Origin of the sequence: Streptomyces sp. H51 (assembly GCF_035656535.1) — a bacterium.
GTDB lineage: Bacteria > Actinomycetota > Actinomycetes > Streptomycetales > Streptomycetaceae > Streptomyces.
Window position 1 is genome coordinate 447,542 of the sequence record NZ_JAYMHD010000011.1, and the last position, 25,853, is coordinate 473,394.

Genomic DNA, 25,853 nt, shown 5'->3' on the forward strand with positions numbered 1-25,853 from the left:
GGTCGGATGAGCACCCCGGCCGCCCCGCGTTCACTCGCAGAGGCCCTCCGTGTCAGGGACGACGCCTCCCTGGCCGCGCTCCTGCGCGCCCGCCCCGATCTCATCACCCCCGTCCCCACCGACCTCACCCAGCTCGCCACCCGGGCCGGCACCCGGGCCTCGGTGGTCCGGGCGCTGGAGCGGCTGGACCGCTTCGCCCAGCAGACGGCGCAGGCCCTGGCGGTGGCCTCGGACCCGGCGACGTACGAGGAGCTGCTCGGGCTGATGACCGGCGACGCGGGCGATCCGGCGGTCGCCGCCGCGCTGCCCCGCGCCCTCGGCACGCTGCGCGAGCAGGCGCTGGCGTGGGGCGGCGACGACCGGCTGCGGCTGGTGCGCACGGCCCGCGAGTTGCTCTCGCCGTCGCCGCAGCACCCGTCCCCGACGGGGCTCGGCCCCACCGTGCGGGAGGCGACGTCGGGCATGTCGCCGGGACGCATCCAGGAGATCGTGACGGCGGCCGGGCTGGCCTCGACGCACGACTCCGTCTCCGCCGTGACCTCGCTGACCGGACTGTTCACCGACCGCGCCCGGATGGCGGCGCTGCTCGGCACGGCCCCGCCCCCGGCGCGCGAGGTGCTGGACCGCCTGGTCTGGGGGCCGCCGTACGGCCAGGTCACCGCGGACCCGGCGGCCCACCTGCGCTGGCTGCTCGACCGGGGCCTGCTGCTGCCGACGGCGCCCGGCACGGTCGTACTGCCCCGCGAGGTGGCCCTGCACCTGCGCGGCGGCCGGGCGCACCGAGCCGTCGAGCCGCTGCCGCCCGCGCTCGGACCCACCGCCACGCACCCTCCGCAGGTGGTGGACGCGACGGCGGCCGGGCAGGCGTACACGGCGCTGGCGACGGTGGAGGAGCTGCTGAAGGACTGGGACGGGGGCGGGCCCGCGGTGCTGCGGGCGGGCGGGCTGAGCGTGCGCGACCTCAAGCGCACCGCGGTCGCCCTGGACGTGCCCGAGCCCGTCGCCGCCTTCTGGCTCGAACTCGCCTACGCGGCGGGCCTGCTCGCCTCCGACGGGGAGGCCGACGAGCGGTACGCGGCGACCCCGGCCTACGACGAGTGGCTGGGGCGCCCGCCCGCCGAGCGCTGGGCGCGGCTCGCCCGGGCGTGGCTGACGGCGACCCGGACGCCGGGGCTGGTCGGCGGACGGGACGCGAAGGACCGCACGCTGTCGGCGCTCGGGCCGGGACTCGACCGGTCCGCGGCGCCCGAGGTACGGCACCGGGTGCTGACCCTGCTGGCCGGGCTGCCGGAGGGCACCTCGCCGGCCGCCGACTCGGTGCTCGCCCGCCTGGACTGGGAGCGCCCGCAGCGCCGGGACGACGACCTGCGCGCCCGGCTGGCCCGCTGGGCACTGTCGGAGGCGGAGGCGCTGGGCGTCACCGGCCGGGGCGCCCTGTCCGCGCACGGGCGGGCGCTGCTGGGCGCGCCCGCGCCGAGGAAACCCGAGCCGGGACCGGAGCCGGAGCCGGCGGGCCCCGGCGACAAGCTGCCCGTGCACCACGTCCCGCACGCGCCGGTCGCCGTCGACGCCCTCTCCCCCGCCGAGCAGGCCGCCGCCGCGACGGCCGCCGCCCGGCTGCTCGCCCCGCTGCTGCCGGAGCCCCTGGACCACGTCCTGCTGCAGGCCGACCTGACGGCGGTGGCGCCCGGCCCGCTCCAGCGGCCGCTCGCCGACCTGCTGGGCGTGCTCGCCGACATCGAGTCCAAGGGCGGGGCGACGGTCTACCGCTTCACGCCGGCCTCGGTACGGCGTGCCCTGGACGCCGGCCAGACCGCCTCCGACCTGCACGGCTTCCTCGCCGCGCACTCCCGCACACCGGTGCCGCAGCCGCTGTCGTACCTGATCGACGACGTGGCCCGCAGGCACGGCCATCTGCGCGTCGGCGCGGCCTCGGCGTACGTGCGTTGCGACGACGACGCGCTGCTGAACGAGATCCTCGCCGACCGGCGCGCCGCGGCCCTGCGGCTGCGCCGCCTCGCGCCGACCGTGCTGGCCGCTCAGGCCGACCCGGCGGCCCTGCTGGAGGGGCTGCGGGCGATGGGCTTCGCGCCGGCCGCCGAGTCGGCCGAGGGCGACGTCGTGATCACCCGCGCCGACGCCCGCCGCACCCCGCCGCGCACCGCGCCGGAACCTGTCCCGGAGGGCCCGCCGCCGCCGGACGCCACGCTCCTCGCGGCCGCGGTCCGGGCCGTCAGGGCCGGCGATCTGGCGTCCACGGCCCCGCGCAAGCAGGCTCCCGCGGCGCGCGGGGAGCTGCCCCGCACCAGTTCCGCCGAGACCCTGGCCACCGTGCAGGCGGCCGTCCTGACCGGCGAGACGCTGTGGATCGGGTACGTCGACGCCGAGGGCACCGCGAGCCGGCGCGTCATCGCCCCGGTCCGCGTCGAGGGCGGTTTCGTGACGGCGTACGACCACACGGCGGACGAGGTCCGCACCTACCCGCTGCACCGCATCACGGGGGTCGCCGAACTCGCGGACGACTGACGCGGATCGACGACGGTGATCGACGACCGGCGGTCACCGGGCGGCCCACGGCGACCGGACGACCAGCGGTGATCAACGGCCGATAGGGCACACTGGACGTTTGGCCGCTCGGAAGGGGTCCAGCAGGTGAACGGTCCACTCATCGTCCAGTCCGACAAGACGCTGCTGCTCGAGGTCGACCACGAGCAGGCCGACGCCTGCCGTCGGTCCATCGCGGTGTTCGCGGAGCTGGAGCGCGCTCCGGAGCACATCCACACCTACCGGGTGACGCCGCTCGGCCTGTGGAACGCGCGGGCGGCCGGGCACGACGCCGAGCAGGTCGTGGACGCGCTGGTGCAGTACAGCCGCTACCCGGTGCCGCACGCGCTGCTGGTGGACGTCGCCGAGACGATGGACCGCTACGGCCGGCTGACCCTCAGCAAGCACCCGGCGCACGGACTGGTGCTGACCAGCACCGACCGGCCGGTGCTGGAGGAGGTGCTGCGCTCGAAGCGGATCGCGCCGCTGGTCGGGGCGCGCATCGACCCGGACACGGTGGCCGTGCACCCCTCCGAGCGCGGGCAGATCAAGCAGGTGCTGCTCAAGCTGGGCTGGCCGGCCGAGGACCTCGCCGGTTACGTGGACGGCGAGGCGCACCCGATCGAGCTGGCCGAGGACGGCTGGGCGCTGCGGCCGTACCAGAAGCAGGCCGTGGAGAACTTCTGGCACGGCGGCTCCGGGGTCGTCGTGCTGCCCTGCGGGGCGGGCAAGACGCTGGTCGGCGCGGGGTCGATGGCGCAGGCCAAGTCGACCACCCTGATCCTCGTCACGAACACCGTCTCCGCCCGGCAGTGGAAGCACGAGCTGGTGAAGCGCACCTCGCTGACAGAGGAAGAGATCGGCGAGTACAGCGGGACGCGGAAGGAGATCCGGCCCGTCACCATCGCCACCTACCAGGTGCTGACGACGCGGCGGAAGGGCGTCTACCCGCACCTGGAGCTGTTCGACTCCCGCGACTGGGGCCTGATCGTCTACGACGAGGTGCACCTGCTGCCCGCGCCCGTGTTCAAGTTCACCGCCGACCTCCAGGCGCGGCGGCGGCTGGGGCTGACCGCGACCCTGGTGCGCGAGGACGGCCGCGAGTCGGACGTGTTCTCGCTGATCGGCCCCAAGCGGTTCGACGCTCCGTGGAAGGAGATCGAGGCGCAGGGCTACATCGCGCCCGCCGACTGCGTGGAGGTCCGGGTCAACCTCACCGACTCCGAGCGGCTCGCGTACGCCACGGCCGAGACGGAGGAGAAGTACCGCTTCTGCGCGACCACCGCGACCAAGCGGAAGGTGACCGAGGCGCTGGTGCGGCGGTTCGCCGGGCAGCAGATCCTGGTCATCGGGCAGTACATCGACCAGCTCGACGAGCTGGGCGAGCACCTGGACGCGCCCGTCATCAAGGGCGAGACGTCCAACGCGCAGCGGGAGAAGCTGTTCGACGCCTTCCGGGAGGGCGAGATCAGCGTGCTGGTGGTGTCCAAGGTCGCGAACTTCTCCATCGACCTGCCGGAGGCGACGGTCGCGATCCAGGTGTCGGGGACCTTCGGGTCGCGGCAGGAGGAGGCACAGCGGCTGGGACGGGTGCTGCGGCCCAAGGCCGACGGCCACCAGGCCCACTTCTACTCCGTGGTCGCCCGCGACACGATCGACCAGGACTTCGCCGCCCACCGGCAGCGCTTCCTGGCCGAGCAGGGCTACGCCTACCGGATCGTGGACGCGGACGAGATCCTCGCGGAGAGCTGAGCGGTCCGGCCGCTCGGAGCGTCGGAGCGGTCCGGCCGCGTCGTCGCGGTCCGGCCGCGTCGTCGCGGTCCGGCCGCCTCGTCGCAGTCCGGCAGCGGTCCGGCCGCCTCGTCGGAGTGCGGAAGCGGTCCGGCCGCCTCGTCGCAGTCCGGGAGCGGTCCGGCCGCCTCGTCGGAGTGCGGGAGCGGTCCGGCCCGTTCAGGGCCGGGCAGGCCGGTGGTTCACGGTGCGGGGAGCGTGAACACCAGCAGCAGGACGATCAGCGGCGGGAGCACGGTGAGGGCGGCGGCGACCAGGCGGGCGGCCGACCAGCGGCGCTTCCAGGGCAGGACCCACGCGGCGATGCAGGCGAGGACGGCCAGCGGGCCTCCGTAGGTGAGGACGGCGTAGACCACGTCGAGCTGCGCGACGAGTGCCGAGCAGTCGTCGTGGCCGCAGCCGTCGGTCGCCATGGCGGACATGCCGCCGATGAGCAGCGCGGCCGGGCCGAGGAACACGAACAGGACCGTCGCGATGAGCGGCGCGACCCAGGCCCGGCGGTCCCGCGCGTCCGCGTCCGGTCTGGGGAGGGGTTGTGCCGGGTTGTGCTGTGTTGTCATGCGCGCAGTAAAGCAGGCCCGTGAGCGGCGGGGCGCCGGTGCCCCTGCTCATCCCGCGGGTGGGCTCGTACTCAGTTCGACGCGGGGGTCACTTACGGAGGACGCCCGGGTCCTCGCCGTACTCGCCGAGGACGGCGACGCTGAAGGCGGCGCCGACGAAGACCTTTACCGCGTGCAGGACTTCGGCGAGGCGGTGGAGGTGTGGGTGGTGGCTGTGCGAGGGCGCTGGGTGGAAGGCTGCTGCACTCATGTCTCCATGGTGGCGTTCCGGACATAAGGTCCGCATCGGACTGCGGGGCGAGCCGTCGGCGGTGCCGCGTAGTACCCAGGTCCGACCCGCTCCTTCACCGGGGCTGCCGCGTCCCCCAGGGGATCCGAGGACAGAGGGACGAAGGGGACCAGGGGAACCAAGGGGACCAGGGACCATGGGGACTAGGGGGACGAGGGGGACCAGAGGGGCCAGGGCCGCCGCCCGCCGCCGGGCTCAGTCGAGGACCGGGTGCAGCTCCGGGCGGGATTCCCACCAAGCCTGGTAGCTGGTGTTGTTGGGGATGCTGTCGAGGTACGCGCGTGCCGCCGCCCGGTACAGCCGGCCGGCGCGCCGCTCGGTGACTGCGGCCCGGTTCCAGGCGAGCCGGATGCGGCCGGTGAGCGGGTCGCCGGCCAGCGGGCGCAGTACCGTGCCCTCGGCGTGCGGCGAGGTGGGCTGGCAGACGGAGACGGCCCGTCCGGCGGCGATCATCTCCCACCGCATCTTGCGGTCGTCGATCCGGTAGCGCAGCTTCGGTGCGAAGCCGGCCCGGCGGCAGGCTTCGAGTACGGCTTCAGGGCAGCCGTCGTCGTCGTCGGTCAGCGTCGTCCAGGTTTCGCCTGCCAGGTCGGCGAGTTCGATCTGCTCCTGCCCGGCCAGCGGGTGGGCGGCCGACAGGCGCACGAAGGCCGGTTCCTTCGGTATGAGGGTGCGGGCCGCCACACCGTCGGGAAGCGGCGTGTCGTGGTCGGCGCCCTCCCCGTACAGGATCGCGTCGTACTTTCCGGCACCGAGCATGCGGGTGAGTGTGACCGCCGAGCGCTCGGTGCTGATGTCGATCTCGTGGCCGGGCAGTTCCGTCTCCAGGTGCCCGAACAGCCGGTCCACCAGGACGAGCAGGATGCAGCCGAGCCGCAGGGTCGGATGCGGTGCGGCGGCTCGCGCTCCGGCCGTCAGGGCGTCCATCTCGCCGAGCACCCGGCGCGCCACGGACAGCACGTACTCGCCCAGCGGGGTCGGCTCGACGCCGCCTCTGCCGCGCACGAACAGCTCGCCGCCGGTGACCCGTTCGATCCGCCGCAACTGCGCGGAGAGGGCCGGCTGGGAAACCCCGAGCCGGGCGGCAGCGCGCCCCAGACTGCCCGCCTCCGCTATCCGCTGGACAGCTTCGAGATGCCTCAACTCCAACTGCATTTCAACAAGATAGGGAAGGTGGCGCGCGGTGTGGAGGGTCCGGGAGGGGCCGGTCATAACACCGGCCTTATGAGCGATGAGATGTCCCCTCCTTGCCATGCCCACGCTCATACTCGGGCGCATTCCACTCCCCCTTACGGAACCGGAGCAGACGTGCACACGACCAGACTCACGGCGGCCCTCGCCGCGCTGGCACTGACGGCGGGCCTCGCGGGCACCCTCGCGAGCACCGCCGCCGCGGCCGACCGGGCCGCCGACAGCGGACTTCACGGCCTGCGCCACGGCGCCCTGGAGGCCAGGCTCAGCCCGGCCCAGCGCAAGGCCCTGATCCGGAGCGCCCAGGACAAGACGGCCGCCACCACCCGCACGCTCGGCCTGGGGGCCAAGGAGAAGCTGGTCGTCAAGGACGTCGTCAAGGACAACGACGGCACCGTCCACACCCGTTACGAGCGCACCTACGCCGGCCTCCCGGTCCTCGGCGGCGACCTCGTCGTGCACACCCCGCCCGCCGCCAAGGCGTCCGGCACGGTCGGCACGACCTTCAACACCAAGCGCACCATCAAGGTCGCCTCCACCACCGCCACCCTGACCAAGGCGGCGGCCGAGACCAAGGCGCTGAAGGCGGCCCGCGCGCTGGACGCCAGGCAGCCCGCCGCCGACAGCGTCCGCAAGGTCATCTGGGCGGGAAGCGGCACCCCGAAGCTGGCCTGGGAGACCGTGGTCGGCGGCCTGCAGGACGACGGCACGCCGAGCCGGCTGCACGTCGTCACCGACGCCACCACCGGCAAGGAGCTCGGCCGGTACCAGGGCATCGAGACCGGTACCGGCAACACCCAGTACAGCGGCTCCGTGACGCTGAACACCACGCTGTCCGGTTCGACGTACCAGCTGTACGACACCACGCGCGGCGGCCACAAGACGTACAACCTCAACAACGGCACGTCGGGGACCGGCACCCTGATGACCGACGCGGACGACGTCTGGGGCACCGGGTCCGGCTCCAACACCCAGACCGCGGGCGCGGACGCCGCCTACGGCGCCCAGTCGACCTGGGACTTCTACAAGAACACCTTCGGGCGCAGCGGCATCAAGAACGACGGCGTGGCCGCCTACTCCCGCGTCCACTACGACAGCGCGTACGTCAACGCGTTCTGGGACGACACCTGCTTCTGCATGACCTACGGCGACGGCTCCGGCGGCACCCACGCGCTGACCGCACTGGACATAGCCGGCCACGAGATGAGCCACGGCGTCACCTCCAACACCGCGGGCCTCACCTACAGCGGCGAGTCCGGCGGCCTGAACGAGGCCACCTCCGACATCTTCGGAGCCGGTGTGGAGTTCTACGCCGACAACAGCTCGGACCCCGGTGACTACCTCGTCGGCGAGAAGGTCGACATCAACGGCGACGGCTCCCCGCTGCGGTACATGGACAAGCCCAGCAAGGACGGCAACTCGGCCGACAGCTGGTACTCCGGCGTCGGCAACCTCAACGTGCACTACTCCTCGGGCCCGGCGAACCACATGTTCTACCTGCTCTCCGAGGGCAGCGGCAGCAAGACCATCAACGGCGTCACGTACAACAGCCCGACCTCCGACGGCGTCGCGGTCGCCGGCATCGGCCGGGCCGCCGCGCTGCAGATCTGGTACAAGGCGCTGACGACGTACATGACGTCCAGCACCAACTACGCCGGCGCCCGCACCGCCGCCCTCAACGCCGCCGCCGCGCTCTACGGCACCAGCTCCGCCCAGTACGCGGCCGTCGGCAACGCCTTCGCCGGCATCAGCGTCGGCAGCCACATCACCCCGCCGAGCAGCGGCGTGACCGTCACCAACCCCGGCAGCCAGTCCTCCACCGTGGGCACCGCCGTCAGCCTCCAGGTCCAGGCGAACAGCACCAACAGCGGCTCCCTGAGCTACGCCGCGAGCGGCCTGCCCACCGGCCTGTCGATCAACAGCTCCACCGGCGTGATCTCCGGTACGCCCGGCACGGCCGGAACCTACAGCGCCACCGTCACGGTGACCGACTCCACCGGCGCGACCGGCACCGCGACCTTCACCTGGACGATCAGCACCAGCGGCGGTGGCGGCGGCTGCACCTCGACCCAGCTGCTGGCCAACCCGGGCTTCGAATCGGGCAACACCGGCTGGACCAACAGCGGCGTCATCAACAACGACAGCCGTGAGCCGGCCCACAGCGGCTCCTACACGGCCTGGCTCAACGGCTGGGGCTCCGCACACACCGACACCCTGTCCCAGTCGGTGACGATCCCCGCGGGCTGCAAGGCGACCCTGACCTTCTACCTGCACGTCGACACCGAGGAATTCGACAGCGCCGTCTACGACAAGCTGACGGTCACCGCCGGTTCGAAGACCCTCGCGACGTACTCGAACGCCAACGCGGCCTCCGGCTACAGCCAGAAGTCCTTCGACCTGTCCTCGCTGGCGGGCCAGACGGTCACCCTGAAGTTCACCGGCGTCGAGGACGCCTACCTCGCCACCGACTTCGTCGTGGACGACACCGCCCTGACGACCGGCTGAGCACGCGCTCGCCGACACGGGCCGCTCCCTGAGGCCCGATGCTGTCGGAGCGGTAAGCCCCGCGCCCGCCTCTGGGTGCGGGGCCGACCCGTTTCCTGGCCCCGGGCAGGAGGCCGCGCCGGGTGCCGGAAAACCGGTTGGCGGCCGCCCGCGGGCCTGGCCTAGAATCTCCGCTCTTGCCCGCCTCCCGAACACGGAGCGCCGCCGGCCGGACGGAAACCGGGCGGCATCCCGCAGCCAGTCACGCCCGTCATGCCGGCGATGCCGTCATGACGGTCACGCATGTCAGGCATGTCACCGCAGGTCTTCGGAGGCACCCCCTTGTCCACGCCCGTCGACGATCCCCTCTCCCGTGAGCGCTCCCACCTCGCCGCCTCCCGGACCGCCCTGCGGGCCATGCGCGAGGACGTCGAGTCGCTCGACATCAGCGACGTCACCGCGAACTGGGTCAACGCCGAGGTGCTGGCCCGCCAGATCGAGGAGCGCATCAAGGCGCTGGCCGACCTCAGCGACACCCCGCTGTTCTTCGGCCGCCTCGACTACCTGCACGCCCCCGGCGCCGACCGGGCCGAGGGCGCCGAAGGGGAGAGGTTCTACATCGGGCGGCGGCACGTGCACGACGCCGACGGGGACCCGATGGTGATCGACTGGCGCGCACCGGTCTCGCAGCCGTTCTACCGGGCGTCGAAGAAGGACCCGATGGACGTCGCGCTGCGCCGCCGCTTCGGCTACACCGGCGGCGACCTCACGGCGTACGAGGACGAGCACCTGTCCGACCCGGCCGAGACGGCCCGCACCAGCCGGCTGCTCCAGCAGGAGATCGAGCGCCCGCGCGTCGGCCCGATGCGCGACATCGTGGCGACGATCCAGCCCGAGCAGGACGAGATCGTCCGCAGCGGGCTGGGCGGGACCGTGTGCGTGCAGGGAGGTCCGGGCACCGGGAAGACCGCCGTCGGCCTGCACCGGGTCGCCTACCTGCTGTACGCGCACCGGGAGCGGCTGGCCCGCACCGGCACCCTGGTCATCGGGCCGAACCGGTCCTTCCTGCGGTACATCGAGCAGGTCCTGCCCGCGCTGGGCGAGCTGACGGTCCGGCAGGCCACGGTCGACGACCTGGTCGGGCGCGACGTGGAGGTGCGCGGCACGGACGACGCGGCCGCGGCGGTCGTCAAGGGCGACGCGCGGATGGCCCAGGTGCTGCGGCGGGCCGTGTACGCGCACGTGACCATGCCGACCGAGCCGGTCGTCGTCGTGCGCGGCTCGCGCCGCTGGCGGGTGCCGGCGTACGAACTGGAGGCGATCGTCCGCGAGTTGCTGGAGCGTGACATCCGCTACGGCGCCGCGCGCGAAGCCCTGCCGCAGCGTGTCGCGCACGCGGTGCTGGTGCAGATGGAGCGCTCCGGGGAGGCCCCGGACGACCGGGTGCAGGACGCGGTGGCCCGGAGCAGTGCGGTGAAGGCGGCCGTGAAGGCGGTCTGGCCGCCGGTGGACCCGGCGAAACTCGTGCTGCGGCTGCTCACGGACGCGGAGTTCCTCGCGGAGCACGCCGAGGGCCTGCTGAGCGAGGACGAGCGGAAGACGATCCTGTGGGCCAAGCCGGTCCGGTCGGTGAAGTCGGCCAGGTGGTCACCGGCGGACGCGGTGCTGATCGACGAGGCGCGGGACATCGTGGAGCGCACGCCCTCCCTCGGCCACGTCGTCCTGGACGAGGCGCAGGACCTGTCCCCCATGCAGTACCGGGCGGTCGGGCGGCGTTGCAGCACCGGTTCGGCGACCGTCCTCGGCGACCTCGCCCAGGGCACCACGCCGTGGGCGACGCGGAGCTGGGACGAGGCGCTGGCCCACCTCGGCAAGACGGACGGCGTGATCGAGGAGCTGACGGCCGGTTTCCGCGTCCCGACGGACGTGATCACGTACGCCTCCCGGCTGCTGCCGCACATCGCGCCCGGCCTGACGCCGGTGGCGTCGGTCCGCGAGAACCCGGGCTTCTTCGACGTCCGCCGGGTCACGGACACCGCCGAAGTGGTCGCCGCGTGCGAGGAGTCGCTGCGCCACGAGGGCTCGACCGGCCTGATCGCCGCCGACGCCCGGGTCCGGGCGCTGGCCGAGGCGCTGGCGGCGGCGGGCATCGCCCACCTGGCGCCCGGCGAGGAGACGACGGCCGAGACCCGCCTGACCCTGGTCCCGGCCTCGCTCGCCAAGGGCCTGGAGTACGACTACGTCGTCCTCGACGAGCCGCAGGCCGTGGTCGACGGCGAACCGGACGAACGCACGGGCCTGCGCCGCCTGTACGTGGCCCTGACCCGGGCCGTCTCCGGCCTGACCGTCACCCACACGGCCCCGCTCCCAGCCCAGCTGACGTGATCACGGACGTACGCCCCGGCCCGCGTGCACGCGACGGGTGATGTGCCCCGATGCCCCGGCGCCACCGCCGTAAGGGCGGCCCGGCAGCCGGCACCCGCCGCGGGCAGACCCGCGAGCAGTGGCGGATCGAGGTGACCGGCGGCGGTCGCGTCCGGTGCCTCCTCGGCACCGTTCGGGAGGCATGCCGGATCACCTTCGCAGGCGCGGGCGCCCGTGAGCCACAGACCGGCGCCGGCGGTCGGCCGTTGCCGTCGTCGCGCCCGGCTCAGGCGTCGTCCAGGGCCGCTCGCCATCCCGCCACGGCCGCCGCCGACACCGGCGCCTGCCAGCCGCCCGGGCGGGCGGCGCCGCCGATGTGGAAGGCGTCGATGCCGGCGGACCGCAGGCGCGGCACGTGGTCCAGGCGCAGTCCGCCGCCGACCAGGATCCGCTGCTCGTAGCCGGGCTCCCCGCCCCGCTCCGCCTCGGCGAGCAGGGTGGGGAGCCCGTCGTCGACGCCTGCCGCCGACCCGGCCGTCAGGTAGGCGTCCAGTCCGGGCAGGCCGTCCAGCCGCTTGCGCAGGGCGTCGCGGTCGGCGGCCCGGTCGATCGCCCGGTGGAAGGTCCACGCGCACCCGTCGAGCCCGGCGACGACCCGTTCGACGGCGGCCAGGTCGGCCTCCCCGTCGGCGTCGAGGAAGCCGAGGACGAACTCGTCGGCCCCGGCCTCCCGCAGGTGCCCGGCCGTCTCCACGAGCCGTTCGACGTCCCCGGCGGCGAAGCCGTCGCAGAGCCGCAGCATCACGCGTACCGGGATGTCGACGGCGGCGCGGACGGCGGCGACGGTCGTGGTCGACGGGGTGAGCCCGTCCGCCGCCATGTCGGTGACCAGTTCGAGACGGTCCGCGCCTCCGGCCTGGGCGGCGACGGCGTCCTCGGTGTCGAGGGCGATCACCTCCAGGACTGCACGCTTGCTCATGGGACCCCATTCGTCGGCATTCATCGGGCGGCTACAGGTCTAGTCCAATCCAATTGAAGACTACGCCCGCCCCGCCCCGCCACACCGCCTCCCCTCAGCCGCCGCCCTTCAGCCACCGTCGCTCAGCCGCCGCTCAGCCGAAGATGTTCAGCTCGCCCTCCCCGATCCCGGCCAGTTCGTAGGCGGCCCCGGCCGCCGAACGCCCCGCGTACAGCCGTACGAGGGTGGGGGCGTCGCCGATGAAGCGCGCGGGCGGGCGCTCCCCGCTCACGTCGCCCAGCTTCAGCGGCTCGTCCAGGTCGTCGAGGTCGGCGTGCAGCGACGGCCGCCCCTCCTTCCGGGTGACGTAGGCCAGCAGCGCCAGCGCGTCCGGCAACGGCCGCCCGCCGTACGCCCCCGGCTCCCCGAGCGCCACGCGCACGTCGCCGCCGTGCACCCACTCCCCCAGCGCGATCTTGTCCAGCAGCCCGCCGGACGCGGCGATCACCGGCCCGGCCTCGGTCATCCCGCGCTCCAGCTCGTCGACGACCTGCTGGTGCGTCCAGCTCGCCCGCTCGGCGATGTCGCGGTCGTTGGCGGCGGGCGAGAACACGTCCTTCTCGTAGCGGCTCTCCACCACCCGCATCAGCGCCGAGGAACAGTGCGCCAGCACGTCCCGCACGCTCCAGCCCGGACACGCGACGGCCGGACGCGTGAAGTCCGCGTCCGGCCGGGCCCGCAGCAGCGGAATCAGGGCGTCACGCTCGGCGGCCAGCAGCCGCCCGGGCAGTTCGGGGTCTCGTACGTCGGAAACATCCGCAGGAGTCGTCATGCACGTCACGCTAGTCCCGGTGGTGCCGTGGCAGGCCCCGGACCGGAACAACTCGCCCCGCGAACCCGGATCTCCCGGAAGGTCCCCCTTCGCGTGCGCCGGCCCGCCCGCGCCGGCGGGACCGGGCGCGGGCGCGCTCCGGGGGCAGAATGGCCGCATGGCCGATCTCGACGTCCTGCGTGCCCGTTTCGCCCGTGCCCTGGAGGGGGCCCGGTCCGGGGCCGGCGGCCCCGACCCGTCGCCGTACGCCGCCAACCTCCTCGCCCGCTGGCAGGAACCGCAGCGCCGCTACCACACGCTGACCCACCTCACCGCGGTCCTCGACCACGTCGACACGCTGGCGGAGTACGCCGCCGACCCGGACGTCGTCCGCCTGGCCGCGTGGTTCCACGACGCCGTCTACCTGCCCGACCGCTCCGAGAACGAGGAGCGCTCCGCCCGGCTCGCCGAACGCGCCCTGCCCGAGGCCGGGCTGGCACCGGACGGGACCGCCGAGGTGGCCCGGCTGGTGCGGCTCACCGTCACGCACGCCCCCGAGCCGGGCGACGCGAACGGCGCGGTGCTGTGCGACGCCGACCTGGCGGTCCTCGCCGCCCCGCCCTCCGCGTACGCCGCCTACACCGCCGCCGTCCGCGAGGAGTACCACTTCGTGCCGAACGACGCGTTCCGCGCGGGCCGTTCCGACGTCCTGCGCCGACTCCTCGCCCTGCCGCACCTGTTCCACACCCCGCACGGGCAGCGCGCGTGGGAGGCGACGGCGCGCTACAACCTCACCGCCGAGCTGGAGATGCTGTCGCTCTGACTCCCCGTGTCAGCCGGCGGGTGTCACCTGGACGGAGAGGTCGTTGTCGACCGTGTAGTAGGGACGCACCACGACACCCCCGATCGTTGCCGCGGGATAGACGAAGACGTCCTTGCGGTCGGCCAGGTCGTCCAGCAGCCGGCCGATCCGGACGGGCGGGATCCCGTCGGCGGAGCTGAGCCGGACGGAGAGGTCCCACACCTGGCTTCCGGTGCCGCCGACGGCCAGCTCCCCGTAGTCCACGGTGAAGGAGAAGCCCCGGCCGTCGCTCCCGGCCCGGGGTTCCAGGGTCAGCGGGACGCCGTCCCCGCCCCGCCGGCACAGTCGTACGGTGGCTGTCCCGGGCAGCGGGCCGACGCCGTGCAGCCGGGCCCCGACCGTCATCGAGCGGTCCGTGACCTCGATGCGCTCCACCTCCGCATGGGCGTCGCGCAGCCAGGTCCGCACGGCGAGAGAGCCGGCCGTGGTGGCGTACGGGATCCGCACGGCCACCGGCGCCCGAACCTCGCGGAGCGGGCCGCCGACCAGGGCCCGCAGGTCACGCAGGCCGGGGCGCACCCGCTGCGGCGGTGCCCCCGGACCGGGGACGAGATACACGTCCCACCGTCCCTCGGCGAGGGCGGGCCGCGGATCGAGGACCGCGCGTCTGCGGTCGTCGCCGTCCCCCGGTTCCGGGTCGAGGAGCCGCAGGGTCACCTCGGGCTGCCCCTGCTCGGGCCGGCCCTTCCTGGGACGCAGCCGCAGCAGCAGGTACGGCGCCGGGGAGCCGGCGGCCGTGCCCGGCGGGAGCCGGAAGGTGACGCGGCCGTCCGCGTCGACCGTGCAGTCCGCGCGCGGTCCCGGACCGGGTGCCGTTGCGGCGTTCTCCGGGTGGTCCGTCATCGCCGTCCCCTCCGTACCGTGCCCAGCGCGCTGCTGCGCAGCACACGGGCGGCGTCCTGGGCGGCGAAGCCGCCGCCGGTCAGGGCGCTGCGTATGCGGGCCCGGTTCCGTGCCGGCCTGCGTCCGCTCGCTCTCGCCGAGACCGCCTCCTCGATCAGGTCCTCGGCCTGCCGCACGACGGCGGCCGGCGCGAACCGCCGCGCGTTCTCCATGGCGGTACGCCCCATGCGGCGGCGCAGTCCGTCGTCGCGGACGAGTTCCAGCAGCGCGGCGCCCAGCGCGGCGCGGTCCCCGACCGGAACCAGCCGGCCGTCGGCGCCGTCCTCGATGATCTCGCCGGGACCGTGCGGGCAGTCGGTGCTCACCATCGGCAGTCCGCACCGCATCGCCTCGACGATGGTCATGCCGAACGACTCGAAGTCGGACGCGGCCGCGCCGATCGAGCCCTTGACCCACTCCGCCTCCAGCGGGGCCGCGGCGCCCATCAGGAAGACGTTGTCGTACAGGCCGAGGCTCTCGATGAGCCGCCGCAGCCGGCCGCGTTCCTCGCCGGTGCCGTAGATGCGCAGCCGCCAGTCGGGGCGTTCGGCGGCGACCAGGGCGAACGCCTCGATGAGCAGGTCGTAACGTTTCCCCGCGACCAGGCGGCCGGCCGCGACCACCACCTTGGCGGTGCCGTCGGAGGCCGGCAGCACCGGATCGGGGACGCTGTTGGGCAGGACCTGCACCCGGACCCCGGGCAGCCACATCTTGCGCCGGTAGGCGGCCGCGTCCGCCTCCGTGACCGTGGTGAGCACGTCGAGCCCGCGGTAGGCCCGGCGCAGCGCGGTGCGCAGCCGGGGCGAATGACGGTCGAGGGCGAGGTGCTCCTGCCCGACCCGGACGACCCGTCGCGGGGCCTGCAGCGCGAGATGGACGTTGAGCCCCGGCCGGGTGCCGATCACGGCGTCGGCGTCGACGGACTCGAGGTACCGGCCGATCCGCTCGTCGGTCAGCTCGCTGTACTGCCGGTGACGGTGCTCGGCGGCGGGGAACACCCGCGCCGGTCTGAGATGCAGCGGATGTTCCTTCTCGTGCCGCAGATCGACCAGCGCCCGCAGGGACACCTTCGGGTCCAGGACGAGCTGCGGCCGCTCACGGTGGCGCAGCACCGAGACGATCTCCACCTCGTGCCGCTCGGCCAGCGCCTGGGCCAGGTTGAAGGTGGTGGCGATGGTGCCTCCGATCCCGTAGGCGTTGTGAATGAGGAAAGAAATCTTCATGGCGGACTAGATACCGGCAACTCGCCCGGCGGTTGCCGGTGTTATCGCTCCGTTGCACCGGCGGGGGGTCGGTGGGTAATGCGCGTGCGCGTCGGACGCGTGCGCAATAGCGTGCCGCCATGGCAGACATGTGCGCAGAACGGGTGGAGCAGGCCGTGGCCGGCGCGGTGGCGCTGCTGCGGGCGGCCGCGGACCGCGACTGGGACGGGGTGCGGGCGGGCACGCTGGAGTGGAGCTGCCGCCGCACCGCGGAGCACGTCGCGGGTGATCTCCTCGCCTACGCCGGGCAGTTGGCGGGGCGCGCGCAGGAGGCGTACGTCCCCTTCGAGATCGTGCTCGACGAGGGCACCGGCAACGCGGGCGCCCTGGACGTGATCGGGACGGCCGGCGCCCTGCTCGCCGCCGCGATCCGCACCACCCCGCGCGAGGTGCGCGCCTTCCACCCGTACCCGTTCCGCAGCGCGAACCGCGAGGGCTTCGCGGCGATGGGCGTCGCCGAGGTGCTGCTGCACACGCACGACATCGCGCTCGGCCTGGGCCTGCCGTACGAACCCGCTCCGGAACTCGCGGAGTTCGTCCTCACCCGGATCTTCCCGCGGGTGCGTCCCGGCCCCGGCCACTGGCGCACCCTGCTGTGGGCCACCGGCCGCGGCGAACTGCCCGGCCGCACCCAGGTCACCGAGTGGCGCTGGCAGAACGACCTGGTCCTGCCCGCCGGCCGCCTCGTCCTCCAGGGCGTCACCCCGGCGGCCGCCGCCGACCTGGCCGCGGGCGGCGACGGCGGCTTCCGGTGGCTCGCGGGCGGCCCGTACGAGGGCACCCGGAACGCGGCCGGGATGCTGCTCAAGGCGTACGAAAAGGGCGTGCACCGGCCCGAGTTCGGCATGTTCATCCTGGTGCGCCGCGAGGACGGCCGCGCGATCGGCGGCATGGGCTTCCACGGCGCCCCGGACGAGGAGGACCGCGCGGAGATCGGCTACGACCTGGTCGCGACCGCCCGCGGTCACGGCTACGCCACCGAGGCGCTGCGCGCCCTCGCCTCCTGGGCGCTGGCCCGCGACGACGTGAGCGCGCTGCTCGCGGTCGTCGAACCGGACAACCTGCCCTCCCAGGCGGTCGTCACCCGCGCGGGCTTCCGCAGGGTGAGCGAGGACGGCGGTGACAGCGGAGCCGACGGGGACACCGGACCTCTCGCCTACGAACTGGCCTCCGCGCCGAAACGCTGAGCCGCCCGCCGCTTGCGTCGCCGCAGGCCCGCCGTGGTGAGGAGGCGTACCACCTCGCGGCTGCCGACCTGGACCGCGCCGGCGGCGACCGCGTCCGCGTAGCGGTGCGACGGGACGTCGTAGTGGTCGCGGTCGAAGGCGCGGCGGGGCAGGGCCAGGCCGTCGGCGAAGGCGCGCAGTTCCTCGTAGGAGACGTCGCTGATGAGGTGGGACCACATGCGCCCGTGTCCGGGCCAGGCGGGCGGATCGATGTAGACGGTCACCCGGGCGGCGTCCCGCCCGTGACCGGTCCGAGGGAGCCCACGGCCGCCACCCGTACGCCCGCCTTGTGGCACACCCAGTGCGGGTCGGCTCCGAGTTCCGGCTCGATGTCGAGGGCGTGCGGGTCGCCGGAGCCGCAGACCGGGCACAGCGGCCAGCGGCCGTGGCGTTCGAGCAGGGCGTCCTGGACGTCCTGGGCGACCAGCCCGGCGACGAACCCGGCGCCGTCCGGCCACTGCTCGACCCACCAGCGCCGCTGGACGACGGAGTCCTCGACGAGGGACACCACGTCCGCCTCGGCGACCCCGTCCGCGACCAGGTCGGCGAGCACCAGGGCGCGTGCCGCGTGCAACGCCTGCTCCAGCGGGCTGACGGTGGGGTCCATGTCTCCATTGTGCGCACTCTTGACCACGACGCCGAGCCGAAAATATCTTTCAAGGTGTGACCCAGGACGCGAAGGAAATTTTCGCGACAGCCGCTCCGGGCGGGGCGACCGCACCCCCGGCGCACCCCGAGCGCCCCGCGCACCCCGGGACCGCCGCACACCCCGCGCCGCCCGCCCCCGCCGCCCTCGCGGCCAAGGTGCGCACGCTCGGGCCGTCCATGACCCGTTCCATGCAGCGCGTCGCCGAGGCCGTCGCGAGCGACCCGGCAGGCTGCGCCGCCCTCACGGTCACCGGCCTCGCGGAGCTCACCGGCACCAGCGAGGCGACGGTCGTCCGCACGGCCCGGCTGCTCGGCTACCCCGGCTACCGGGACCTGCGCCTCGCGCTCGCCGGGCTGGCCGCCCAGCAGCAGTCCGGCCGCGCCCCCGCCATCACCACCGACATCGCGGTCGACGACCCGATCGCCGATGTCGTGGCCAAGCTCGCCTACGACGAGCAGCAGACCCTCGCCGACACCGCGGCCGGCCTCGACACCGTGCAGCTAGGGGCCGCGGTCACCGCGGCGGCGGCCGCGCGGCGCATCGACGTGTACGGCGTCGGCGCGTCCGGGCTGGTCGCCCAGGATCTGGTGCAGAAGCTGCTGCGGATAGGGCTGATGGCCCACGCGCACAGCGACCCGCACCTCGCCGTCACCAACGCCGTGCAGCTGCGCGGCGGCGACGTCGCCATCGCCATCACGCACTCCGGTTCGACCGGGGACGTCATCGAGCCGCTGCGGGTCGCCTTCGAGCGCGGGGCGACGACCGTGGCGATCACCGGGCGCCCCGACGGTCCCGTCGCCCAGTACGCCGACCACGTGCTGACCACCTCCACCGCCCGGGAGAGCGAACTGCGCCCGGCGGCCATGTCGTCCCGGACCAGTCAGCTCCTGGTGGTGGACTGCCTGTTCGTGGGGGTGGCGCAGCGGACGTACGAGACGGCGGCGCCGGCGCTGTCGGCGTCGTACGAGGCGCTGGCCCACCGGCACCGGCGGTAGCCCCCGCGCGTCTTCACCACCGAGCAGCCGAGCAGCCGAGCAGCCTCAGTCGTACCCCACACGAAAGAGCCGCCCGCCATGACATCCACGTCCGACCCCCGTGCCCTCCGCGCCGAGCTGGAGAACCTGACCACCGAGGCGTTCCGCCCCGACCTCGCCGAGATCGACCGGCTCCCCACGCTCGACATCGCGCGGCTGATGAACGCCGAGGACGCCACCGTCCCGGCGGCCGTGGCCGAGCGGCTGCCGCAGATCGCCGCCGCCGTCGACGCCGTCGCCGAGCGCATGGCGAGCGGCGGCCGCCTGGTCTACGCCGGTGCGGGGACCGCCGGGCGGCTCGGGGTGCTGGACGCCTCCGAGTGCCCGCCGACCTTCGGCACCGCCCCGGGACAGGTCGTCGGCCTGATCGCGGGCGGCCCGGAGGCCATGGTCACCTCCGTCGAGGGCGCGGAGGACTCCGCGCGGCTCGCCCGGGACGACCTGGACGGCCTCGCGCTGACCCCCGCCGACACCGTCGTCGGCGTCTCCGCCTCCGGCCGCACCCCGTACGCCGTCGCCGCCGTGCGGCACGCCCGCCGGCTGGGCGCGCTGACCGTCGGCCTGGCCTGCAACCCCGGCAGCCCGCTCGCGGCCGCCGCCGACCACGGCATCGAGATCGTCGTCGGCCCCGAACTGCTCACCGGCTCCACCCGCCTGAAGGCGGGCACCGCGCAGAAGCTCGTCCTGAACATGCTCTCGACGATCACGATGATCCGGCTGGGCAAGACGTACGGGAACCTGATGGTCGACGTGCGCGCCTCGAACGAGAAGCTGCGCGCCCGTTCCCGGCGGATCGTCGCGCTCGCCACCGGGGCGGGCGACGAGGAGATCGAGCGGGCGCTGACGGCGACCGGCGGCGAGGTGAAGAACGCGATCCTCACCCTCCTGGCCGACGTCGACGGCCCCACGGCCGCCCGGCTCCTGGCGGAGTCCGGCGGCCACCTGCGCGCCGCGCTGGCATCGGCGGACGGCTGACCGGCCCGGTCAGGAAAACACGACCCGGCCGGAGCACCGGGGTGGTTTTCCCGCCCCGGCCTACGCCTCGGCCTGTGACTCGGCCTGTGACTCGGCCTACGACCTGGCCTGTGACTGGCTACGGCAGAAATGCGCCGCACCGGATGCCGGATGAGATCCGCGTCACTCAGGAAAATGAGTGACGCGGTCGCTCCCGCGACACCGTGAGTTCCTCCGGGTTCGAGCCGGAGCCGCAATTGAGTAAACAATACTCAATCGACGAAGACGAAAAGACGAGGGAACTGTCTCGCCGCTCAGCGGCGTCTGAGGTCCCGAGCGCATACGGACGATCCTCGGAAGTCCAGACGGACGGGACCGATCGGAAAAGCCGATGACCACGGCCATCGGGCGCGTCCGGTTCGCTTCGTTCTCTTTTCGGGGCCGGGTTTTCACGGGGCCTGGCCCTTCAATGACTTACGGGGTGCAGTTGATGAATGAGCATGAACCGATCGCCATCATCGGAATCGGTTGCCGCTTTCCCGGATCCAGCGGTCCGCGTGAACTGTGGGATCTGCTCACGGCGGGTGGGGACGCGATCTCCGAAGTTCCCGGCGACCGCTTCGACATCGAGGAGTTCTACGATCCCCGGCCGGCCACGCCGGGAAAGACCACGACCCGGTGGGGCGGCTTCGTCGACGGTGTCGACGAGTTCGACGCGGGATTCTTCGGAATAGCGCCGCGGGAGGCCGCGAAGATCGATCCGCAGCACCGCCTCCTGCTGGAGGTCGCCTGGGAGGCCGTGGAGGACGCCGGTCTCACCCTCGAGTCGCTCAGCGGCAGCAGCGCCGGTGTCTTCATGGGGGTCGTGAACAACGACTTCGGGGACCGGCAGTTCGGCGGTGACACCACCGCCCTGGACGTCTACAGCGCCGCCGGGAGCGCCCGCAGCGGCGCCGCGGGGCGCATCTCCTACGCGCTGGACCTCAAGGGCGTGAGCGTCGCGCTGGACGCCGCCTGCTCCTCCGGCCTGGTCGCCGTGCACATGGGCTGCCAGTCCATCCGCACCGGATCGTGCGACGTCGCGCTGGCCGGCGGGGTCAATGTGATCCTGAACCCCGATCACAGCGTCAGCTTCTCGCAGGGCGGCATGATGGCCCCCGACGGGCGGTGCAAGGCGTTCGACGCCCGTGCCGACGGGTACGTGCGGAGCGAGGGAGCCGGGGTGGTCGTCCTCAAGCGGCTCACGGCCGCGATCAAGGACGGGGATCCCGTCTACGCGGTGATCCGGGGCGGCGCCTCCAACAACGACGGACGCAGCGACCTGTTCATGAAGCCGAGCGTCGCGGGCCAGAGCGACGTACTGCGCCTGGCCTACCAGGACGCGGGAGTCTCCCCCGGCGCCGTCGATTACGTGGAGGCGCACGGTACCGGCACGTCGGTGGGTGATCCGGTGGAGCTGGAAGCCCTGGGTACGGTGCTGGGGGAGGGACGTCCGCAGGACCGGCCCCTGCTCGTCGGGTCCGTGAAGACCAACATCGGGCACCTCGAGGCGGCTGCCGGTCTCGCCGGCATCATCAAGGTGGCTCTGGCACTCAAGCACGGCAGGATCCCCGGCAACCTCCACTTCGAGACCCCGAACCCCGACATCCCGTGGGACCGGCTGCCCGTTCGCGTTCCCACCGGACTCCAGCCCTGGCCCTCGGATCCCGCCTCCCGGTTCGCCGGCGTCAGCAGTTTCGGCATCGCCGGCACCAACTCCCATCTCGTGCTGCAAGGGCCTCCGGCGGTGGGTCGGGCCGAGCCGGAAGCCAACGAGGCCGACGAAGCCGACGAAGCCGACGAAGCGAACGAGGCGAACGAGGCGGGGGAAGTCCCCCGCGATCTCGTGGTCACCGTGTCGGCGCGAAGCCGCAGTGCTCTGCGTGCCACCGCCGGGCGGTACGCGCAGGCCCTCGTGGACAGCGACCTGACCCTGGTCGACGTGTGCCACACCCTGGCCAGGCGACGTACCCACCACGACTTTCGGCTGGCGGTGCCCTGCGACAGCATCGATCAGGCGCATGCCGTGCTGAGCGCGTTCGGCGAGGGGCAGGTCACCGACGGCGCCGTCACCGGCACGGTGACCGGGACCGACAACCGCACGGTGTGGATATTCCCCGGTCAGGGGGCGCAGTGGCCCGGAATGGGGACGGACCTGCTCGGGGAACCCGCCTTCCGCGAGTCGATGCTGGCCTGCGCGGACGCGATGCTTCCCCACTTGGGCTGGTCGGTGGTCGACCGCCTCACCAGCGGCGAAGAGCTGGTCGACGTGGACGTCGTACAGCCGGTCTCGTTCGCTCTCCAGGTCTCCCTCGCCGCCCTGTGGCGTTCCTGGGGTGTCACTCCGGACGCGGTCATCGGGCACTCCCAGGGCGAGATCGCCGCGGCCCACGTGGCGGGCGCGCTGACGCTGGAGGACGCCGCTCTCCTAGTATGCGGCCGCAGCAGCCTGCTGAAGTCGGTGACCGGGCACGGCGCCATGGCCGCGGCGGCGATGTCCCTGGAGGACGCCGAGAAGGCGTTGCTCCCCTACGACGGCCGGGTGGTCGTCGCCGCCGAGAACGGCCCCGAGTCGGTCGTCCTCGCCGGTGACACCACGGCCGTGCAGGTACTGGTCTCCGCGCTTCAGGCTCAGGACGTGTTCGCCCAGAAGGTGCGGGTCGACTACGCGTCCCACAGTTCCCATATGGACGCCCTCCGGGCAGAACTCGGTGACGTGCTCTCCCCCGTCGCGCCCAGGCCGGCGGCGGTCGCGATGTACTCCACCGTCACCGGAACGGTTCTGTCCGGTGAGGAGCTGACCTGCGACTACTGGATCAGGAACCTGCGGCAGCCGGTGCTGTTCCGGCAGGCGGTGGAGCGCGCGGCCGAGGACGGGCACACCGGCTTCCTGGAGATCAGCGCCCATCCCCTCCTCGTGCAGGCCACGCAGCAGACCGTCGAATCACTGGGACATTCGCCGCTGGTCGCCGGCTCGCTGCGGCGTGACGAGCCGGGCCGGCCCACCCTGTCCCGGACGCTGGCGGCCTGGCACGCGGCGGGCCGGACCGTCGACTGGTCCGCTCGGTACCTTCCGCGCGGCGAGCACGTCGCGCTGCCCGGCTACCCGTGGGAGCACGAACGGCACTGGAACCCCGCGGCCGAACGGTCCGTCCCGGTGGCGCAGCCCTCGGGCGGAAGCCCGCTGACGGAGGGCACACCCCACCCGGTCATGGGGCGTCCCACACCGCTGGCGGTCGAGCCGGGGGCGCTGGCCTGGACGTTCCGTCTCGGCCTGGCCACGCTTCCCTACCTGGCCGAGCACCGCGTGCACGGTACGACGGTCTTTCCGGCCACGGGATACGTCGAACTCTTCCTGACCGCCGCTGCCGAGGCCACCGGCGCCACGCGGAACGGGGACCCCGTCGAGATCCGGGACGTCCGGTTCCTGGACACCCTCTTCCTCGACGAGGACACCTCCCGTCTGGTGCAGGTGCTCGCCCGTCGACGCGACGACGTCCTGGAACTCACCTGCCACGTGGCCGTGGAAGAGGACGCGGCGGTGAGCGAGTGGGTGTGTCTGGCGACCGCGCGGACTGCCGCTGTCGCTGGTCCGCCTCCGGCGTCGGCGCCCTGCCCGAAGGAGCCCGAGGACGCCGTTCCGCTGTCGGCCGACGAGCACTACGCGGCGATGCGCCGTCGGGGTGTCGAGCATGACGGCCCGTTCAGGGCGATCAGTGCCGTGCGGCAGGCCGCGTCGCACATCGTGACGCGGCTGGACACCACCGTGTCGGACGAATACCGCACCCCTCACTACCGGGTGCACCCCGCTCTCGCGGACAGCTTCATCCAGAGCATGATGCCGATGCTGCCCTCCCGGACGGGTGAGGACAGCTACCTGCCGACCACCATCGACCGCGTCGTCCACCGCACGCCGGTCCCGCTCGGCGGCACTCTGCGGGCACACGCCGAGCGCCGCTCAGCCGCCGACGACGTGGACTTCCTCGTCGCCGACCTGATACTCGCCGGTGCGGACGAAACCACCGTGCTGGAGGTCGAGGGTCTGCGGGTGCAGCGCCTGGAACGCGAACTCCCCCAGGTGACCGAGCGTCGCGCGGGCGATCTCGCCCGCGTCTCCCGGTGGGAGCGCCTGGCCCCGCTGTCCAAGGCCCGTGGCGCGAAGGCACAGCGCTGGCTCGTCATCGGCGACGGAACGCCGGAAGCCACCGACCTGTGCCGGCTCATGCGCGAACGCGGCGGCGGATGCGAACTCCTCGCGGCGGACGGGCCGTCCCTGAGCGAGCGGTTGCCCAGCGCTCTGCGGGCGGGGCCCTGGGCCGGTGTCGTCTGTCTGGCCGCACCGACGACGAATGCCCAGGGGGACCTCGACCAGACCGCTACGGCGCTGACCGTCCTCCAGGCGGTGGCGGAGGCCCAGTCGGCCGTTCCACCGAGGGTCTGGCTGGTCACCCGCGGGGCTCACGCGGTCGTTCCGGGTGACCGGTGGACCTCTCCCCCGCAGGCCGCCGTCTGGGGGCTGGGGCGCACGGCCATGTACGAACTCCCGGACCTGAGGTGTTCCCTCGTCGATCTGCCGGCCGATCCGGGCGGCGCCGACCTGCGGGGCCTGTGGAACGAGATCAGCGCGGACGCCGACGAGGACGAGATCGTGCTGCGCGGCACCTCCCGGTTCGCACACCGGCTTGTGGCGCACCCGCTCACGCCGTCCGAGCCCGGCCCCCTCTTCCGCGACGACTCGACGTATCTCGTCGCCGGCGGCCTGGGCGGAGTGGGTCTGCGAGCCGCGCGGTGGATGGTCGAGCAGGGGGCGCGGCACCTCGTGCTCCTCGGGCGCCGCGGCGAGCACGAGGCCCTGCTGCCGGAGCTGGAGGCGCTGCGCGCGAAGGGAGCGAGCGTTCACGCGCTGCGGGCCGACATCGCCGATCGAGCGAGGCTGAGCAAGGTGCTCGACTGGGTGCGCCAGAACCTTCCGCCCCTCGCCGGCGTCATCAACTCGGCCGTGGTGCTCGACGACCGGATTGTCACCCAGCTCGACGGCGAGAGCCTGAACGCCACCTCGGCGCCGAGGATCGACGGCACCCGCAACCTCGACGAACTCACCGCCGACGACCCGATCGACTTCTTCGTGCTCTTCTCGTCCGCGGCCTCGCTCATGGGGTCCCCCGGGCAGGCCAACTACTCCGCGGCGAGCGCCTTCATGGACGCGATCGCCTGGAACAGGCGGCTGCGCGGCCGGCCGGCGCTGACCGTCAACTGGGGCCGCTGGGACCAGATCGGCATCGCGGCGCGGGACACCGCTTCGAGCGAGCGCTTCGCGTCCCGCGGCCTCGCGGCCATGAGCCCGGACGTGGCGTTCAACGCGCTCGGCCGGCTCATCGGCGAGTGGACCCCGCAGGCAGCGGTCATGTCCCTGGACCTCGAACAGTGGACCAAGTTCTTCCCGTCCCGCGCCAGGTCTTCCGTGTTCCGCCAGTTCGCGGCAGCGGGCGGCTCGGCCGCTGGGGCGGCGGACGCGAAGGACGTGGCCGAGGAGAACGCGGGGTCCGGGCGGCTGGATCGGGGGGCGGTCCTCCAGGCGGACTCCCGGGGCCGGGAGGAACTCCTCACCGCCTACTGCCAGGAGCAGATCGCTTCCGTCCTCGGGCTCACCATGGACAGGGTGGACGACGCCGTCTCGATCAGGCGTCTGGGGGTGGACTCGCTGATGTCGGTGGAGCTGCGGGCGCGTATCACCTCGGACCTGGCCGTCAGCGTCCCCGTGGCCAAGATCCTGCAGGGCCCCTCTCCCCGAAAGCTCGCCCAGCACATCGCGAGCGCGTTGGGCGACAGCCCGTCGCTCTGATCGGCCGGTGCGGTTCTGGCGCCTGGTCTCCGTGACACGTCCGACGGGCCAGGCGCCGGAACCGGGAACGTCGCCCAGGCGGGCCACCGAAGGTGATCATCCGGTCGGCCG

At 73.4% G+C, this 25,853-nt stretch carries 18 protein-coding genes; 9 read left to right on the forward strand and 9 right to left on the reverse strand.

Annotated elements, in window-relative coordinates; translation table 11 throughout:
- Positions 1 to 6 precede the first annotated feature (6 nt).
- Positions 7 to 2,526 carry a helicase C-terminal domain-containing protein gene (locus tag VKA29_RS02530; protein ID WP_324783457.1) on the forward strand — a complete coding sequence of 840 codons (2,520 nt, stop codon included), beginning with the start codon at positions 7 to 9 and terminating at the stop codon, positions 2,524 to 2,526.
- Positions 2,527 to 2,652: 126 nt separating this feature from the next.
- A complete protein-coding gene (locus tag VKA29_RS02535; protein ID WP_324783458.1) occupies positions 2,653 to 4,296 on the forward strand; it encodes a DNA repair helicase XPB in 1,644 nt (547 codons plus the stop codon).
- A gap of 221 nt (positions 4,297 to 4,517) precedes the next feature.
- On the opposite strand, the gene VKA29_RS02540 is transcribed toward VKA29_RS02535, so the two are convergent.
- The 3 genes from VKA29_RS02540 to VKA29_RS02550 all read right to left on the reverse strand — a co-directional run bounded on the left by VKA29_RS02540 (position 4,518) and on the right by VKA29_RS02550 (position 6,339).
- Positions 4,518 to 4,895, reverse strand: a complete 378-nt coding sequence (locus tag VKA29_RS02540) for a hypothetical protein (RefSeq protein ID WP_324783459.1) — start codon at positions 4,893 to 4,895, stop codon at positions 4,518 to 4,520.
- Between the two features lie 88 nt (positions 4,896 to 4,983).
- On the reverse strand, positions 4,984 to 5,145 hold the full coding sequence (locus tag VKA29_RS02545; protein WP_324783460.1) for a hypothetical protein: 162 nt from the start codon (positions 5,143 to 5,145) through the stop codon (positions 4,984 to 4,986).
- A gap of 234 nt (positions 5,146 to 5,379) precedes the next feature.
- Positions 5,380 to 6,339, reverse strand: coding sequence for a LysR family transcriptional regulator (locus tag VKA29_RS02550; protein ID WP_324783461.1), 960 nt, complete (start codon positions 6,337 to 6,339; stop codon positions 5,380 to 5,382).
- Between the two features lie 153 nt (positions 6,340 to 6,492).
- Here VKA29_RS02550 and VKA29_RS02555 point away from each other — a divergent pair, with 153 nt between their 5' ends.
- Both VKA29_RS02555 and VKA29_RS02560 read left to right on the forward strand, forming a co-directional pair.
- The gene (locus VKA29_RS02555; protein WP_324783462.1) at positions 6,493 to 8,880 is read left to right on the forward strand and encodes a M4 family metallopeptidase; all 2,388 of its coding nucleotides are present in this window, start codon (positions 6,493 to 6,495) and stop codon (positions 8,878 to 8,880) included.
- A 291-nt stretch (positions 8,881 to 9,171) separates the two neighbouring features.
- On the forward strand, positions 9,172 to 11,244 hold the full coding sequence (locus VKA29_RS02560) for a HelD family protein (protein WP_324783577.1): 2,073 nt from the start codon (positions 9,172 to 9,174) through the stop codon (positions 11,242 to 11,244).
- A 265-nt stretch (positions 11,245 to 11,509) separates the two neighbouring features.
- On the opposite strand, the gene VKA29_RS02565 is transcribed toward VKA29_RS02560, so the two are convergent.
- On the reverse strand, positions 11,510 to 12,202 hold the full coding sequence (locus tag VKA29_RS02565; protein WP_324783463.1) for a copper homeostasis protein CutC: 693 nt from the start codon (positions 12,200 to 12,202) through the stop codon (positions 11,510 to 11,512).
- 133 nt (positions 12,203 to 12,335) lie between these two features.
- The gene (locus tag VKA29_RS02570) at positions 12,336 to 13,013 is read right to left on the reverse strand and encodes a maleylpyruvate isomerase family mycothiol-dependent enzyme (RefSeq protein WP_324783464.1); all 678 of its coding nucleotides are present in this window, start codon (positions 13,011 to 13,013) and stop codon (positions 12,336 to 12,338) included.
- 157 nt (positions 13,014 to 13,170) lie between these two features.
- Between VKA29_RS02570 and VKA29_RS02575 the strand changes: the two genes are divergently transcribed.
- The gene (locus VKA29_RS02575; RefSeq protein WP_324783465.1) at positions 13,171 to 13,815 is read left to right on the forward strand and encodes a hypothetical protein; all 645 of its coding nucleotides are present in this window, start codon (positions 13,171 to 13,173) and stop codon (positions 13,813 to 13,815) included.
- Between the two features lie 9 nt (positions 13,816 to 13,824).
- Here VKA29_RS02575 and VKA29_RS02580 read toward each other — a convergent pair whose 3' ends face one another.
- Both VKA29_RS02580 and VKA29_RS02585 read right to left on the reverse strand, forming a co-directional pair.
- Positions 13,825 to 14,697: a transferase gene (locus VKA29_RS02580; RefSeq protein WP_324783466.1), complete on the reverse strand. Its 873-nt coding sequence runs from the start codon at positions 14,695 to 14,697 to the stop codon at positions 13,825 to 13,827.
- Positions 14,694 to 15,959: a glycosyltransferase family 4 protein gene (locus VKA29_RS02585; RefSeq protein ID WP_324783467.1), complete on the reverse strand. Its 1,266-nt coding sequence runs from the start codon at positions 15,957 to 15,959 to the stop codon at positions 14,694 to 14,696. The genes VKA29_RS02580 and VKA29_RS02585 overlap by 4 nt, the downstream gene beginning before the upstream one ends.
- 119 nt (positions 15,960 to 16,078) lie before the next feature.
- Between VKA29_RS02585 and VKA29_RS02590 the strand changes: the two genes are divergently transcribed.
- A complete protein-coding gene (locus tag VKA29_RS02590; protein WP_324783468.1) occupies positions 16,079 to 17,185 on the forward strand; it encodes a GNAT family N-acetyltransferase in 1,107 nt (368 codons plus the stop codon).
- On the opposite strand, the gene VKA29_RS02595 is transcribed toward VKA29_RS02590, so the two are convergent.
- Both VKA29_RS02595 and VKA29_RS02600 read right to left on the reverse strand, forming a co-directional pair.
- A complete protein-coding gene (locus VKA29_RS02595) occupies positions 17,155 to 17,448 on the reverse strand; it encodes a DUF4031 domain-containing protein (RefSeq protein WP_324783469.1) in 294 nt (97 codons plus the stop codon). The two genes, VKA29_RS02590 and VKA29_RS02595, sit on opposite strands and share 31 nt — an antisense overlap.
- Positions 17,445 to 17,831 carry a hypothetical protein gene (locus VKA29_RS02600; RefSeq protein ID WP_324783470.1) on the reverse strand — a complete coding sequence of 129 codons (387 nt, stop codon included), beginning with the start codon at positions 17,829 to 17,831 and terminating at the stop codon, positions 17,445 to 17,447. Before VKA29_RS02600 ends, VKA29_RS02595 begins: the two co-directional genes overlap by 4 nt.
- Positions 17,832 to 17,887: 56 nt before the next feature.
- Here VKA29_RS02600 and VKA29_RS02605 point away from each other — a divergent pair, with 56 nt between their 5' ends.
- The 3 genes from VKA29_RS02605 (at position 17,888) to VKA29_RS02615 (ending at position 25,742) form a co-directional block, all read left to right on the forward strand.
- Positions 17,888 to 18,868 carry a MurR/RpiR family transcriptional regulator gene (locus VKA29_RS02605; RefSeq protein WP_420718415.1) on the forward strand — a complete coding sequence of 327 codons (981 nt, stop codon included), beginning with the start codon at positions 17,888 to 17,890 and terminating at the stop codon, positions 18,866 to 18,868.
- Positions 18,869 to 18,946: 78 nt separating this feature from the next.
- A complete protein-coding gene (murQ, locus tag VKA29_RS02610; RefSeq protein ID WP_324783472.1) occupies positions 18,947 to 19,882 on the forward strand; it encodes an N-acetylmuramic acid 6-phosphate etherase in 936 nt (311 codons plus the stop codon).
- A 469-nt stretch (positions 19,883 to 20,351) separates the two neighbouring features.
- On the forward strand, positions 20,352 to 25,742 hold the full coding sequence (locus tag VKA29_RS02615) for a type I polyketide synthase (protein WP_324783473.1): 5,391 nt from the start codon (positions 20,352 to 20,354) through the stop codon (positions 25,740 to 25,742).
- Positions 25,743 to 25,853 lie beyond the last annotated feature (111 nt).

What these genes read in the sequence shown, in the direction of transcription:
- VKA29_RS02560 (WP_324783577.1), top strand. Translation starts at nt 9,172, where the DNA reads ATGTCACCGCAGGTCTTCGGAGGCACCCCCTTGTCCACGCCCGTCGAC.
- VKA29_RS02600 (WP_324783470.1), bottom strand. Translation starts at nt 17,831, where the DNA reads ATGGACCCCACCGTCAGCCCGCTGGAGCAGGCGTTGCACGCGGCACGC.
- VKA29_RS02540 (WP_324783459.1), bottom strand. Translation starts at nt 4,895, where the DNA reads ATGACAACACAGCACAACCCGGCACAACCCCTCCCCAGACCGGACGCG.
- VKA29_RS02590 (WP_324783468.1), top strand. Translation starts at nt 16,079, where the DNA reads ATGGCAGACATGTGCGCAGAACGGGTGGAGCAGGCCGTGGCCGGCGCG.
- VKA29_RS02615 (WP_324783473.1), top strand. Translation starts at nt 20,352, where the DNA reads ATGAATGAGCATGAACCGATCGCCATCATCGGAATCGGTTGCCGCTTT.
- VKA29_RS02585 (WP_324783467.1), bottom strand. Translation starts at nt 15,959, where the DNA reads ATGAAGATTTCTTTCCTCATTCACAACGCCTACGGGATCGGAGGCACC.
- VKA29_RS02550 (WP_324783461.1), bottom strand. Translation starts at nt 6,339, where the DNA reads ATGCAGTTGGAGTTGAGGCATCTCGAAGCTGTCCAGCGGATAGCGGAG.
- VKA29_RS02545 (WP_324783460.1), bottom strand. Translation starts at nt 5,145, where the DNA reads ATGAGTGCAGCAGCCTTCCACCCAGCGCCCTCGCACAGCCACCACCCA.
- murQ (WP_324783472.1), top strand. Translation starts at nt 18,947, where the DNA reads ATGACATCCACGTCCGACCCCCGTGCCCTCCGCGCCGAGCTGGAGAAC.
- VKA29_RS02570 (WP_324783464.1), bottom strand. Translation starts at nt 13,013, where the DNA reads ATGACGACTCCTGCGGATGTTTCCGACGTACGAGACCCCGAACTGCCC.
- VKA29_RS02575 (WP_324783465.1), top strand. Translation starts at nt 13,171, where the DNA reads ATGGCCGATCTCGACGTCCTGCGTGCCCGTTTCGCCCGTGCCCTGGAG.
- VKA29_RS02530 (WP_324783457.1), top strand. Translation starts at nt 7, where the DNA reads ATGAGCACCCCGGCCGCCCCGCGTTCACTCGCAGAGGCCCTCCGTGTC.
- VKA29_RS02565 (WP_324783463.1), bottom strand. Translation starts at nt 12,202, where the DNA reads ATGAGCAAGCGTGCAGTCCTGGAGGTGATCGCCCTCGACACCGAGGAC.
- VKA29_RS02580 (WP_324783466.1), bottom strand. Translation starts at nt 14,697, where the DNA reads ATGACGGACCACCCGGAGAACGCCGCAACGGCACCCGGTCCGGGACCG.